The sequence below is a fragment of the Slackia isoflavoniconvertens genome, assembly GCF_003725955.1.
Lineage (GTDB): Bacteria > Actinomycetota > Coriobacteriia > Coriobacteriales > Eggerthellaceae > Slackia > Slackia isoflavoniconvertens.
On the sequence record NZ_QIBZ01000012.1, the window covers coordinates 52,048 to 66,292 of the forward strand.

Consider the following 14,245-nt stretch of genomic DNA (forward strand, 5'->3'; position numbering starts at 1 on the left):
AGATAGTACTTAATTACTTTTAGATACTTGATAACCTTTAGAAAGGTTAAGTGAGGCCTAATCTTCGACCTTCAGAGCCTTCTTAATGGGCACATAAAGCGCCTGGCACAGAATGGCGTTGAACACCGCCGTGGCGATAACAACGGGAAGCATTGCAGCAGCAAGTTCCCCCACCACGCCGATCATGGCCATCTTGATAACCATGAAAATGCAGCCCGAAAGCACCGTGGTCACAAACGTGCCGACCAAAGGAATAATCTTTTTCGCCGGCGTCTTCATGCCCGCCTTTACGATGAGCGCCATAACCACCGCGGCAACGCCTTCCGCTGCGAAATCGATAAACGGCGACGTGGTGGTAATTTGAATAACAGCCGCAGAAATAAGGCCAATGGCCAGGGCTTGGCCGATATTTGGACGAACCACCAAAATAGTCAGGCAGAACGCCGAGATAATGAACTCGGGCGAAATCATGCCGCCCGTGGCGCCAGAAATCGCCTTACCCACAAACATATTCAGAATAAAGCCCGCCGCGAGCAAAATGGCGAGCAGCACGAGCGCTTTAATGTCGAGCTTTCCGCGATCGACGGTTGCGACGGTACGGGGCTGGGCGGTAGTAGCATTTTCAGACATGAGATGCGTCCTTTCGAGGAAAGCCTGTCAAAGTCGCCCGTTAGCACTATTCGCTAATGCCACCTGTTAAATGCTACGAGCATTTAACAGGTCGGGGGCAGGTTGAGTAACAGGCTGAATGAGCATTGTTCGAAGAAGTAGAGGCGCGTGATGCGAATGCGGTCGATGCCTTTTACGTTGGGGCGCCCAAGGAAGTTCGGCGCATACAAAAAGGCCCTCGGTCTAACCGAGGGCCCCTATTCGCCAAACTATAAAAGGCGTGAGGAACTCACAGTCGACCGACCGTATTCGCATCACGCCACCACCAGTTCATGAGGTTGTTCTGAATGCTGTTCATGCTGGTGGCTCCTTTCGGAAAATCGTCTGCAGCGCGTGAGCGCTGCGTTTTCGCTGCCACGCACTATAGCACACTAAAGCACGCTAGCAATAAAAATTTCGTGAATTGTTTTCCGCCTGCGCTTCGTTCGCGCATTGCCAGGCATAATAGCCAACGTTGTTTTTAACCGCGCTTTATTCGATCGCATATCGATTGCGCCCAAGAGCCTTGGCGGCTCGGTGAATGCGGATTGACTCCCCGCTTCCCATGTAACTCGCCCGGGGCTCCGCACACGACGATTGGCCTCACATGGCGGGTTGTTCTCGCGTTTCGCGCAACAGTCCAAAAGAAATGGCATACAAGGCAAGCGTCTCGCTCGCCTGACTTTCGCTGCGGCTTTATGCCGCTTGGCACTTTGCGACCTTTCGGCCGTAGCACCCGTATGCCGCTCTGCGGCTGCAGGCGCCACGTCCATCATGCCCGCAGAAACGGCTGCGCACGCATCCATTTCGCCCGCATGCCTGCTCGCCTCGTGCCACGTGCGACCTCGCATTCAATTCGCATCGCGTTAAAGCACCTGACCAAAGGAGCACGTCATTACTACGTTCGCTGAGCTCGGCCTTTCCGAGCAGACCCTCGAAGCCGTTGACACCCTCGGCTACACCGATTCAACCCCCATCCAGGAGCAGGCCATTCCGCTGGTGCTCCAGGGCCGCGACCTTATCGCCGCCGCAAAAACCGGCACGGGCAAAACCGCCGCGTTCTCGCTTCCTTCCATGGACCAACTGGGCCATCGCGAAGGCAACGACCGCGGCCCCTTCATGCTCATCGTGACCCCCACCCGCGAGCTGGCCAGCCAGATCGCTGACACGTGCATGCCCATCGGCAAGCACACGCACCACTTCGTGGGCACATTCGTGGGCGGCGTGGCCTACGGCCCGCAGATCAAGAAGCTCGAGCGCGGTCTCGACGTGGCCATCGTGACCCCCGGCCGCATGATCGACCTTATGGAGCGCGGCGCCGCCGACCTCTCGCAGGTTCAAGTGCTCGTTCTCGACGAGGCCGATCGCATGCTCGACATGGGCTTTTGGCCCCAAGTCCAGCGCATTGTCGAGGCCACGCCCAAAAACCGCCAGACGCTGCTGTTCTCGGCGACCATCGACCGCAGCCAGGACAAAACCATGTTCAGCATCCTGAACGACCCCGCGATCGTCGAAATCGCCCACCGCGGCGAAACGGCCGACAAAGTCAATCAGTACGTGATTAAAACAACGCGTCGCCAGAAGCCCGAGCTGCTCAACTCCTTCATCAAGGAAAAAGGCGGCTACCGCGTTATCGTGTTCACCCGCACCAAGGGCGGCGCCGACAACTGCTGCAAGCGCCTTCGCCGCATCGGCATTCCCGCCGAGGCCATTCACGCCGACCGCAGCCAGGCCCAGCGTAGCCGCGCGCTGACCAATTTCCGCGAGGGCAAGACCAACGTGCTCGTCGCCACCGACGTGCTCGCCCGCGGCATCGACGTGCCCGAGGTCGACTACGTCGTGAACTACGATCTGCCCATGATGCCCGAAGATTACGTGCACCGCATTGGCCGCACGGGCCGCGCGGGCGCCGATGGCTTCGCCGTGTCGCTCGTGACGCCTGACACGCGCAACCTGTTGCGTAACATTCAGAAGTTCACGGGTCAGGAAATTCCCGAGATGAACTTCGAGGTTTCGGCCGATGCGTTCGAGCCGGTTGAAGGCGCCGATGAACGCCTGCTCGCCGACGACGAGAGCTACTTCTTCGAAGAGAAGAAGGGCCGCGGCAAGAAGGGCGGCAAAAGCCGCGGCGAAGGCAAGTTCGATCGCGGCAAGGGCAAAGGCGGCAAGAAGGGCGCCCGCAAGCGCGACCTGGAGCGTTCCGCCGAGCACAAGCGTAAGCTCGAAGCCGAAGCGAACGGCGAGGAGTACATTCCCGCCAATCCGCACCACAACAACGGCGGCGAGAAGAAGCGCAGCCTGAGCGAGCGCCAAGCCGCAGCCGACGCAGCTTACGCAGCCATGTTCGACACGCCGAATATGGAAGGCGGCAAGAAGAAGTCCAAAAAGCGCGACAACGGCGAGGGCGGCTATTCGTACGATTCCTTCTCGAAGAAGGGCGGCGCGAAGGGCAAGCCCGGTAAGCGCAGCCGCATGGCCAACCATGACAACCGCGACCTCGACGGCTTCCGCGACGAGCGCCGTGGCGGCGGCCGCGTGCGCAAGTACAACGACCGCGACGATCGCCGTGGCAGCAACGACCGCAACGGCGGCAAGCGTGGCAGCTGGGATACCCCGCGCAACGAAGGCTACCAGGGCAGTTTCTTCGACGACGAGCGCGGCAGCCGCGGCGCCCGCGGCAAGAAGTACGCCGACAAGCAGTACTCCGACGGCCGCGGCAGCAAGCCCGGCAAGAAGAACTACGGCATCGGCGGCCGCAGCGGCAACAACCGCAGCAACGGTTTCGGCGGCAAGGGCTTCGGTGACCGTCCGAGCAACGGCGGCGGACGCCCCGGCAACGGCGGCCATTCTGATGGCTTCCAGCGCTCCGGCAAGGGCGGCGCGAGCCGCAACAACGGCGGCAACTTCGGCGGTCGCGGCGGCAACAACCGTGGCGGCAACTTCGGCGGCGGCCGTTCCAATGGCAACAACCGTGGTGGCAAGGGCGGCAATCGTCCCGGTCGCGGCGGACGTCGCTAAGCGGAAACGGGTTTGATTCCTATTTTCCGTAAGCACACGAAAGGGCTGGTCAAACGACCAGCCCTTTCTTTATCCTCAGACCAGAACACAACCCACAGCGACTCTACGATGACCACGCCATAAAGTCGTTTGCAATCGCGCATTTCCGCAACATTGCCCGCAACGTTACTCGCCCCACACCTCGGCGGCGATTTCTTGGATGAGAGCGATTTTCGCCCACTGTTCTTCCTCAGTGAGCTTATTGCCAATCTCGCAGCTCGCGAAGCCGCATTGCGGCGAAAGATAGAGGTTCTCGAGCGGCACGTACTTCGACGCTTCCTTGATGCGCGCCTTCACCACTTCCTTGTCCTCCAAGCCGGGCTGCTTGGACGTGATAAGGCCGAGCACGACCTTCTTACCCTCGGCGACGTGAGCCAAAGGCTCGAAACCGCCCGCGCGCGGAGTGTCGAATTCCAGATAGAACGCGTTGACGTTTTCATGGGCGAACAAATACGGCGCCACCGGGTCGTAGCCGCCCTCGAACGCATAGGTGGAGTGGTAATTGCCGCGGCATACGTGGGTGTTAATCACAAGGTCTTCGGGCGCGCCTTCGATAGCGGCGTTGTTCAGCGCTACGCCGAGCTCACTCACCTTTTGGATATCGACGGCCTGCATGCCCGTTTTCGCCACGAAATCGGTGTCGCAGTAGATGCCCCACGTGCAGTCGTCGAACTGAATATTGCGGCAACCCGCGGCATACAAATCGGCAATCACCTGGCGATATGCGGCAGCAATCGCATCGGCAAGCTCCTCCTCGGTCGCGTACACGCTGCGCAGGCTTTCCTGCTGGCCGTCGCAACGATCGAGCGTCACTTCCGAAAACGTCTGGATAGGCGCAGGAATGGTCTGGCGCGCAACGTGGTCGTCACCAGCGAGCGCCTTCACGAACTTGAAATGCTCAACGAACGGGTGGTTCTCGCCAGAAATCGAACCCGTGACCACCGCGGTATCTGCCGTGGTTTCCTCATCGTGGAACATATAACCCTCGCGGCTCGTGCGGCGCTCAATGCCCTGAAGGCCCCACATGAAGTCGAGGTGCCAATAGCTGCGACGAAATTCGCCATCGGTCACAACCTTCAGACCCGCAGCCTTCTGCTTGGCGACAAGGTCGCGAATGGCCACGTCTTCCACAGTCTTGAGCTGGGCGGCGTCGATGATGCCCGCGTTGAAATCGGCGCGCGCTTGCTTCAGCACGTCGGGACGAAGAAAGCTGCCAACGATATCGCAGCGAAACGGCGCATTAGTTACAGAATTCGCAGTCATGTTTAACCCTCTGTTCGAATTGGTTTAATGTCTGCCGAACAGTATGCGGGTTTGCTTTGCGATTGTGAAATACGAATAACTTTGCTTTTGTGATAGTCTTTTCCTATGGCTGGACAAAGAGCGATGCAGACAGCCAGCCTGTCGAAAACCGAGCTGCCGGATGCCAGCCCTCGAAATGCGCCGCGAGCTCACGGTACTAAGACGAACCGCCGAGGCAATGAGTCGATGCCACGGCGCTACCGAGCCAAGCTACCCAAGAGCGCCGTCACACAAACCAGAACGGAAGCATGGGGGCCACCGTTGGACGACCTGCGAGAATGCGCCACAAAGTGGCAAGTCACCGCGCGCGCTTCGCTTCGCGCCACCTCGACCCTATTGCGGAATATGTCGTCGAATCGCTTCAACATACGCCGCGCCGTATACCGAACGCTGCGTGCCCTTGCGCGTGACCAGACCCACTTCCATATACTCATCGATATCGAGCGGAACTGAAATAATCGACGCTCCATTGAGCTCAGCGCTAATCACGCCCGAGCACACCGTATAGCCATTCAGGCCGATGAGCAGGTTGAACAGCGTCGCCCTATCGCGCACGCGAATATTTTTGTTGCGATCGAGCGTGGATGTAAGCTCTTCGGAGTAGTAGAACGAGTTGAAACTGCCCTGCTCATATGACAGAAACGGATAATCGGCCATGTCGTCGAGCGTGACCGACGCGCGAGACGCCAAAGGGTGGCTCGAACACACGAAGACATGCGGCTCGGCTCGAAACAATGGCTCGAAAGCCAACTCGTTGGCGACAAGCATCTTCCCGATGACCTCGCGATTGCGCGCCGACAAGTAGAGCACGCCAAGCTCGCTTTTCATGTGGGCGACGTCTTCGATAATCTCGTGCGTTTGCTCCTCACGAAGCGTGAAATCGTAGCGTGCGGCATCGAACTCGCGAATCACGTCGACGAACGCGTTTACCGCGAACGAATAGTGCTGGCACGACACGCTAAAATGGGGCACGCGCTGTGCGGGGTTTTTGTATTTGCCCTCAAGCAATTCCGTCTGTTCGAGTACCTGACGTGCATAGCCCAGGAAGGTTTCGCCCTCTTCCGAAACTACCACACCCTTATTCGTGCGGTCGAAAATATGCACGTTCATTTCCTGCTCAAGGTCGTGAATCGCGCTCGTAATAGAGGGCTGCGAAACATACAGCCTGCGCGCGGCCTCGGTAATGCTGCCGCATTCCGCGACTTTCGTAACATAAACGAGCTGCTGGAGCTTCATGGGCGGACCTTCCGACGAGTGCGTGCGCCCATGGTAGCGCAAGAACCCGCCAAAACCTGTTAAATGCTCGTAGCGTTTAACAGGTTGCGTGCGACGAAAACCAAGGCAAAGTTAAAAGGAACAAGGCTGCCTCGCCCCTCGTCTCAAAGAATGTGTTAAATGCTACGAGCATTGAACACATTCCCCGCGCAAAAAATGGGACAGGGGATAAACCCCTGTCCCATTGCCCACTCGCGAGCAAGAAAAGCTGTTAAACGCTGCGAGCATTTAACAGGTTCCATTCGCGAATCGTTAGTTGCCGACGGCTCGCTTGGCTTCGTATTCGGCGACGAGCTTTTTCTGCACGTCGGCTGGAGCCTGCTCATAGCCGTCGAGCTCAATGGTGTAGCTACCCGATCCGCGCGAAATGCTGCGCAAATCTTTCGTGTAGCTCACGACCTCGGCATACGGCACGCGCACCATAATGACCGTCTCGCCGGCATCGTTTGAGTCGGTGCCGATGATGCGACCACGACGCGTGGAGATATCACCCATTACCGCGCCCGCGTACGACTCGCCTACAGCGATGCTCATCGTGGCCATGGGCTCAAGCACCACGGGAGTCGCCTGTTCGCATGCCGCGCGGAAACCGATGCGCGCCGCCGTCTTGAACGCCATCTCGTTGGAATCGACCGGATGATACGAACCGTCGAACACGGTGCATTTCACATCGACCATGGGGTAGCCTGCGATAACGCCCTCGGCCATGGCCTCCTGCACGCCCTTGTCGACCGCGGGGACCAAGCCGCCCGGAATCGCACCGCCCTTAATGGCGTCGACGAATTCATAACCGCACCCGGGGTTGGGCTCAAGACGCAGCCAGCAATCGCCGAACTGGCCCGCGCCGCCGGTCTGCTTCTTATGACGGCCCTCGGCTTCAGCCGTCTTGCGAATGGTCTCGCGATACGGAATGCGCACGGGAACAAGCTTCGTCTCAACCTTTGCCTGAGCGGCCAAGCGGCTCAAAATAGTATCGATCTGAGCCTCGCCCATCGCCGTAACCACCGTTTGGTGCGTATCTTCATGGCGTTCGATGCGAACAGTCGGATCGTTTTCCGCAACACGCGCAAGGAAAGTTCCCAGCTTGTCTTCCTCCTTCTTATTCACAGCTTCAATGGCGACAGGATACTGCGGAATGGGGAACGGCAACGGGGCAATGGCAATGCTGCCGCTTTCCGAAAGCGTGTCGCCCGTGCGCGTTTCGACGAGCTTCGGCACCACCACGATGTCGCCCGCCATAGCGCTTTTCACCGGCGTGGTTTCTTTGCCCTTCATCACGCACACATGGCCCAGGCGCTCCTTTTTGCCCGTGCGCGCGTTCAGTAGCTCGAGGCCCGGCACCAGCGTGCCCGAAAGCACCTTCACGAAGCTCAGGCGGCCAACATAGGGGTCGGCCAAGGTCTTGAACACGAAGCACGCAGGCTCGCCTTCTTTGGAAACCTTCACTTCACCGCCGTCGGCCGTGGGAATGGGGCCATGCGCTGTGGGGTGCGGGAAGTAGGTGCAAATGTCTTCCATAAGGCCCTGAATGCCCTGTTTGATGATGGTAGAACCCACGAACACGGGAATGAACAGCTCCTGCGCGATGGCCTTGTCGAACAGGCCCTCGAGTTCTGCCTGGGTGAGCTGCTCTTCGCCATCGAGGTATTTCATCATAAGATCATCATCGGCTTCAGCGACCAGGTCGCACAGCTTGTCGCGCGCCACCTGGGCCTGCTCAAGGTATTCATCGGGAATTTCTTCCACGCGCTCAGAATCGCCTTCGAAGTAGCGCGCCTTCATGCGCAGAATATCGATGACGCCCTTGAAATCTTTGTCAACGCCAATAGGAATGGTCACCACGCCCAAACGCGCGCCGAAGCGGGCGTGCAGCGCGGCCATGATAACGTCGAAGTTCGCATGCTCGCGATCGATGTGGTTAATGAACACCGAGCGCGACAGGCGCATAGTTTCGGCCTCGCGCCACAGCTTCGTGGTCATGACCTGCGGTCCCTCTACGGCGTCAACCACGAACATGGCCATTTCGGCGGCGTGCATGGTTGCGAGCGTATCGCCAATGAAGTCGGGATGGCCCGACGTGTCGAGCAGGTTGATCTTGTAATCTTTATACGGAATGGGCGCGACCGATGTGCCCATAGTGAACTTGCGTTTGATTTCCTCGGCATCGTAGTCGAGGTACGATTTTCCGTCGTGCGTAGTGCCCATGCGCGGCGTTTGGCCGGAAATGTAGAGCATGGCTTCGGCCAGTGAAGTTTTGCCCGCACCATCTTGTCCGACCAACACGATGTTGCGGACATGCAACGTCTCGGGAGCTGCCATTGATACCACCGTCTCTTCCTGGGTTATCCCCTACTCGCAGGTTAACGATGCAACGAATGCTTTTTCAGTGTAACGCAGCGAAACCCCAGGATAAACGGGCATTTCAAGAACTGGCTCCACGCCCCCGGGCGGCTCCATCGAAGCCTTCCGCGGCGAGTTCCCTATTCGGGCGCGGCCGCTCGAAAATAAATGCACCATTCAGGCAGAGACGCTCAGAGGCAATCTCCCCCGTTTGGCTCCCTTCATCGCAAACCTTCTTTCCTCCGTTTTCTTCATCATGCCCTTGTTAGACGGGCAGCACAATTCGTGCCATGCGCCACGCTCCTCCGTTTTCCTTGAAGAAAGGGCCTTTCCCGCAGTAACTGGTGCAGAATTCGCGCCATACGGCGAAGCGTGTTCGCCCCATGCGCCGCGAGCGGCTATACTTGCGCAGAAACCTCGGACAGTAATTGCGGAAAGCGGGCGCGCGGGCGTCGCAGCGAGGCGCAAGGGCTGCCCGTCTATTAAGGGAGCGACCATGACCCAAACCTATTCAACCCAAATGGAAGCCGCCAAGCTCGGCATCGTCACGCCGCAAATGGCACAAGTCGCCGAAGACGAAGGCATCGACGCCGAAGTCATTCGCGAGCGCGTCGCGCGCGGCACCATTGCCATTCCCGCCAACCACAATCACCCTGCGCTCCACGCGCATGGCGTTGGCGAAGGGCTGCGCACGAAAATCAACGTGAACCTGGGCATTTCCGGCGACGAGCGCGACTACGAATGCGAGATGCAGAAGGTGCGCACCGCGCTTGAGTTCGACGCCGAGGCCATTATGGACCTGTCGAACTACGGCAAAACGCACGATTTCCGCCGCGCACTCGTGGATATGTCGCCCGCGATGATCGGCACCGTTCCCATGTACGACGCCGTCGGCTACCTGGAAAAAGACCTGGGTAACATCACCGCGCAAGATTTCCTTGACGTCGTGCGCGCGCATGCCGAAGAAGGCGTGGACTTCGTGACCATTCACGCCGGCCTCAACCGCAAGAGCATCGATAGCTTCAAGCGCAGCGGCCGCATGATGAACATTGTGAGCCGCGGCGGCAGCCTGATTTACGCCTGGATGGAAATGACGGGCAACGAGAACCCGTTCTTCGAGCACTACGACGAACTGCTCGACATTCTGTACGAATACGACGTCACCATTTCGCTCGGCGACGCGCTGCGCCCTGGCTGCGTGAGCGACTCCACCGACGCGGGCCAGGTAAGCGAGCTCATTGAGCTGGGCCTTCTTACCACGCGCGCATGGGAGCGCAACGTGCAGGTCATGATTGAGGGCCCGGGCCACATGGCGCTCAACGAAATCGCGGCCAACATGCAAATCGAGAAAACCCTGTGCCACAACGCGCCGTTCTACGTGCTGGGGCCGCTGGTGACTGATATCGCGCCTGGCTACGACCACATTACGTCAGCCATTGGCGGCGCGATCGCCGCAGCAAACGGCGCCGACTTCCTGTGCTATGTGACTCCCGCCGAGCACCTGCGCCTGCCGAGCGTGCAGGATGTACGCGAGGGCGTCATCGCCTCGAAAATTGCCGCCCACGCCGCCGACTTGGCGAACGGCGTTCCTGGCGCTCGCGATTGGGACGACCGCATGGCTCGCGCCCGCCAGCGCCTCGACTGGCCCGCGATGTTCGACGAGGCCATCGACCGCAAGAAGGCCGAAGAATACGTGGCGAGCACCAACCCGCACGACCCGAGCACCTGCACCATGTGCGGCGCCATGTGCTCAGTGCGCACCATGAACAAAGCCATGAAGGGCGAAAACGTCAGCCTGCTGTAGGCGAAGAGCGCGGGTGAAGCACCCCAGGAGGCACTCGACGCATGCAACACCAAGAAGGCCAAGGGCACGAACCCTTGGCCTCCTTTTTTGAGCGAACCCACCGCTTGGCAACGCCCTCAATCGCCTCTTTCGCTTTAGTCGCAGCGCTACTCGGCAATGCCCTCGAGCGCTTCTTTCGCCGCGGCCGCGATGCGCGAGACGTCATCCTCGCTCGGATGGATTTGCGCCTTGTTCCAATTGTCAATCAGCATGCGAGCCTGAGCGTTCTCAGGATCTTTCTCGAGCATGCCCTCGTAGCGGCGCTTCACGCCCATACCCATCTTGCCTTGGCACATCGCGCCGCCAATATACTGCGCATCCACGGGCAAATATGCGCGGACTCTCTCGAGAATTTGCGCGAAATACTCGTCGCTTTCACCGAAGCCGCAGGTGCCGAACAGAAAAACGCGCTTTCCCACAAGGCCCTGAAGAAAATACTGAACAGCGGGGCTGCATGAGCCCTTGTCGCACCAAAAGCCGACGAATACTACGTCGGCCTCACTCGCTTGCGTGGCAATCGTCGATGCGGCGGCGTTGGCGCTTTGGCCATTTTCGACGGCCTCGTCCCCTTCAGCGCCTTCGACATTTTCAGCACCTTTAACGCCTTCCGACTGCGCCGATTCCGCATCCGCGTCATCCAAATCGATAAAGGTCGCAAAGCGCACTCCAGCGTAAGACAATTCGCGCTGCAGCGCATCAGCCACCAATTTGGTGTTTCCACTTTTGCTGCTCACAGCCATAGAACACGTGATATTCAAAACAGCTCCAATCTCTTGACGCAGACACCTTACGCCGAAACGCGTGGTAAGAAAACCGTGCAGCGTCTCGAGCCCTAGATGACAGAAAACGCGACAAGGGGGCCTCTCTGCAGACCTTATTACGGAGGAAAAAGCCCGCAAAAGCCCGAACGGAGTAACTAAGTTCAACAAAAGGCCAGGTCACGTAATTTTCCGAAAAGAGAGCCGAGAATATCCGCCCGAGAAAAGGCCCCATCGTGGCGTTTCCTGGCAGCACGTTCCCAAATTCATGCAATCGGGCCCCATTACGGCGTTTTCTGCCAACGCCGCAAAGAATGCGTGCTTCGACAGGCCTCCATACGCCGAGCAAGGCGCACTTTCCGAGAGGTCCGAGAGGTCCCATACGCCGAGCAAGGCACACCTTTCGGCGGGCTTCCGTATGGCGAACAGGACCCACTTTCTCAACAAGCTCCATATGCCGAACGGAACGCACGCCTCCGACAGGCCTCCATACGCCGAGCGGGAAGGTGTCAACCACCTGAACGTCGTTTGACTGCCCGAACGTGCGTTTCATGCAGGATCGATGCCATGTTCGCATAATGGGCTGCTCTTCGTTTCTCACATTTCATGCTGGCGTCGAAAGCGTAGGCCCTTTAAGTCGAGATCGCCGACCCCTCAAAAGAAACCAACTTCAAAAGAAAGCTGATTTCCTCCTTTTGAAAACGGGAGCGCGGCCGAAGCGGAATTCGCGCCGAGACGTAGGCTCTTAAAAAAGAAAAAGCCGACTTCCTTAGAAGCCGGCTTTTCAGATTCAGAATGGTGCCCGAGGCGAGAGTCGAACTCGCACGTCTTTCGACAACGGTTTTTGAGACCGCCGCGTCTGCCATTCCGCCACTCGGGCGCGAAATCGAATTATACCCGATGTTCCCGAAAGCGCAAACCGAAATTTCAGAGCACGCGCAAAAAGCAACGATACGGGCCGAAAATCATTAGGACAGGCACGAAAACCGAAACAAGGCGACTTCGGTCCGAAGATGCCGAAGCAAGACGATCGTTCAGTTCGAAGACGTCGAAAAAGACGCCCGCTCGGCTCCTGGGGACTGATGCGACGCACCATTCGCGGCGAACTCAACCGCTCAGAAACTCGCTAGCCTACGATTTTGACGTTGTTGGCGTACTCGCTCGCGTCATCGGTATACACCGCCGCATTTTTCTTCTGGCGCTGAAGCTCTTCTTCGGTAAACATGCGCTTGACCACGCCAGGAACGCCCGCGACCAGCGAGCGCTCGGGAATCACGGCGTGTTCTTTGACCAGCGCGCCCGCGGCAATAATGGAACCGCGACCGACATGGGCACCGTTCATAACCGTGGCATGCATGCCCACAATAACGTCGTCCTCGATGGTGGCGCCGTGAACGATGGCGTTGTGCCCCACCGACACGCGCTCGCCAATGGTGATGGGCAAATCGTAATCGGCATGGAGCATGGCGTTGTCTTGCACGTTGCTGTCGCGGCCGATGGTGATGGACGCGACTTCGGCACGCACCGATGCGCCGAACCATACGGAAGTGTTTTCCGCCAAATGAATATCGCCAGAAAGCGTGGCGCTGTCGGCGATAAACGTAGCTTTCTCCACATCAGGACGCATGCCCTTGAATTCGATGATCATGGTGTTCCTCCCTCTTCGTAACCATGTCGCAACGGGAAATACGCGACATGGTTCACGGATGGTATCAGAACCCATTCCCCACACATACGCTCAAGTGTCCGCAATCCGATGAGCGCGACCATGCAGCATGCTCGTCGGCGACAGAACGAGGAGGGCGGCTACCCGAGGTGCTTCAGGGGGTATCAACGAATCGCCCAACCGTTTCGTCAGCAAGCCAACCATCCAAAAACCACCGCTTCCTCTTTTAGCCGTTTGGGACTTTGCGCGCTCACCATTTGGGCCGCAGAGTACTTCGCGCGCTAGCGAGAACGCAGCACAATCGTCTTGAAAGCCGAACTGGCGCGATGGACGCCGAGGGGAGAGCAGCTTTTGATCGCGATGCGAAAGGAAGTGATGGGAATGATGAAGCCCATGACGAAGAAGATTCTGCTGAGCGCGCCCGCAGTCGCACTGTCCGCGGCGCTTGCATGCACGATGGTCGCATGCGGCGGTGGCGGCGGCGAGCAGGGCGAATCGGGCGGCGATGCCGCCGCCAGCAAATCGGCCTACGAATCCCAGAAGATTGAAGTCGAGGGCTTCACCGTCGAATCACTCGCCGATGGCACGTACTATCGCGGCGAGTTCTATGGGCAAGATGGCTTCTGGCTGCGCGTACGCATCACGAACACGAGCGACAAGCCGCTTGACCGCTGGTAACGTAAAATTTCTTTCGCAAATTGAAAGCTGAATACATCTAGGAATGAAAAGACATGGTCGTCAGCCATCGGTATGATTTTCAGCGACCAAGCATAAAACGTACCGAGGAAGGCATCGCAACCATGTCCGGCAACATAGTATCAGTCGACGAGGAGTCGTTGAAGTCCGACCTTCGCGAGCTCGTGAGGAAAACCGTGCAGGAAACGCTGAACGCCCTGCTAGACGAGGAAGCCGACGAGATGGTCGGGGCCGAGCGCTACGAGAGAACGGCGGGGCGCGAGGCGTACCGTTCCGGCCATTACAAGAGGAAGCTGGTCACCACGAGCGGAGAGGTCGTGCTCGACGTCCCCAAGCTGCGCGGAGCCACCTTCCAGACCACCGTCATCGAGCGCTACCGCAGGCGCGAGACGAGCGTCGAGGAGGCCATCATCGAGATGTACCTGGCGGGCGTTTCCACGCGCCGCATCGAGGACGTCTCCGAGATACTGTGGGGCGCGGGCGTGTCGGCCGGCACCGTGTCGAACCTCAACGAGAAGGCGTTCGAGAGCGTGGTGTGTTTCGTCAAGAGGATTTGAGCAAAAAGAGCATCGGAAATTGAGCAGCCTGAGCATCGGAAGTGCGCACGCTTTCTGAGCGGCTAGCCCTCCTGCATGAGGGCATGGCGGACGCGGTAGGACT

10 protein-coding genes and 1 tRNA gene are annotated in these 14,245 nt (G+C 58.6%); 4 read left to right on the forward strand and 7 right to left on the reverse strand.

Going from position 1 to position 14,245, the window contains the following annotated elements:
• Positions 1-57: 57 nt before the first annotated feature.
• Positions 58-630, reverse strand: coding sequence for a hypothetical protein (locus DMP05_RS07215; RefSeq protein ID WP_123219808.1), 573 nt, complete (start codon positions 628-630; stop codon positions 58-60).
• 1,017 nt (positions 631-1,647) lie between these two features.
• Here DMP05_RS07215 and DMP05_RS10250 point away from each other — a divergent pair.
• Positions 1,648-3,666, forward strand: a complete 2,019-nt coding sequence (locus DMP05_RS10250) for a DEAD/DEAH box helicase (protein ID WP_375781751.1) — start codon at positions 1,648-1,650, stop codon at positions 3,664-3,666.
• A gap of 165 nt (positions 3,667-3,831) precedes the next feature.
• On the opposite strand, the gene DMP05_RS07230 is transcribed toward DMP05_RS10250, so the two are convergent.
• From DMP05_RS07230 to DMP05_RS07240, 3 genes are all read right to left on the reverse strand, one after another.
• Positions 3,832-4,968: a 5-methyltetrahydropteroyltriglutamate--homocysteine S-methyltransferase gene (locus DMP05_RS07230; RefSeq protein ID WP_123219811.1), complete on the reverse strand. Its 1,137-nt coding sequence runs from the start codon at positions 4,966-4,968 to the stop codon at positions 3,832-3,834.
• Between the two features lie 372 nt (positions 4,969-5,340).
• A complete protein-coding gene (locus DMP05_RS07235; protein ID WP_123219812.1) occupies positions 5,341-6,243 on the reverse strand; it encodes a LysR family transcriptional regulator in 903 nt (300 codons plus the stop codon).
• A gap of 291 nt (positions 6,244-6,534) precedes the next feature.
• Positions 6,535-8,601, reverse strand: coding sequence for an elongation factor G (locus DMP05_RS07240; protein WP_123219813.1), 2,067 nt, complete (start codon positions 8,599-8,601; stop codon positions 6,535-6,537).
• A 517-nt stretch (positions 8,602-9,118) separates the two neighbouring features.
• On the opposite strand from DMP05_RS07240, the gene thiC reads away from it, so the two are divergent.
• Positions 9,119-10,426: a phosphomethylpyrimidine synthase ThiC gene (gene thiC, locus DMP05_RS07245; RefSeq protein ID WP_123219814.1), complete on the forward strand. Its 1,308-nt coding sequence runs from the start codon at positions 9,119-9,121 to the stop codon at positions 10,424-10,426.
• Positions 10,427-10,572: 146 nt separating this feature from the next.
• Here the strand turns inward: thiC and bilS are convergent, their stop codons facing one another.
• The 3 genes from bilS to DMP05_RS07265 form a co-directional block, all read right to left on the reverse strand.
• On the reverse strand, positions 10,573-11,169 hold the full coding sequence (gene bilS, locus DMP05_RS07250; protein ID WP_211326868.1) for a flavodoxin family protein BilS: 597 nt from the start codon (positions 11,167-11,169) through the stop codon (positions 10,573-10,575).
• An 850-nt stretch (positions 11,170-12,019) separates the two neighbouring features.
• Positions 12,020-12,103: transfer RNA gene (locus DMP05_RS07260), tRNA-Leu, on the reverse strand.
• 246 nt (positions 12,104-12,349) lie between these two features.
• Complete coding sequence (locus DMP05_RS07265; RefSeq protein ID WP_123219817.1) at positions 12,350-12,871, reverse strand: gamma carbonic anhydrase family protein; 522 nt, start codon at positions 12,869-12,871, stop codon at positions 12,350-12,352.
• 393 nt (positions 12,872-13,264) lie between these two features.
• Between DMP05_RS07265 and DMP05_RS07270 the strand changes: the two genes are divergently transcribed.
• Both DMP05_RS07270 and DMP05_RS07275 read left to right on the forward strand, forming a co-directional pair.
• Positions 13,265-13,567 (forward strand): hypothetical protein, encoded by a 303-nt coding sequence (locus DMP05_RS07270; protein ID WP_148039712.1) that lies wholly within the window; start codon positions 13,265-13,267, stop codon positions 13,565-13,567.
• A 122-nt stretch (positions 13,568-13,689) separates the two neighbouring features.
• Positions 13,690-14,142: a transposase gene (locus DMP05_RS07275; protein ID WP_161957498.1), complete on the forward strand. Its 453-nt coding sequence runs from the start codon at positions 13,690-13,692 to the stop codon at positions 14,140-14,142.
• Positions 14,143-14,245 lie beyond the last annotated feature (103 nt).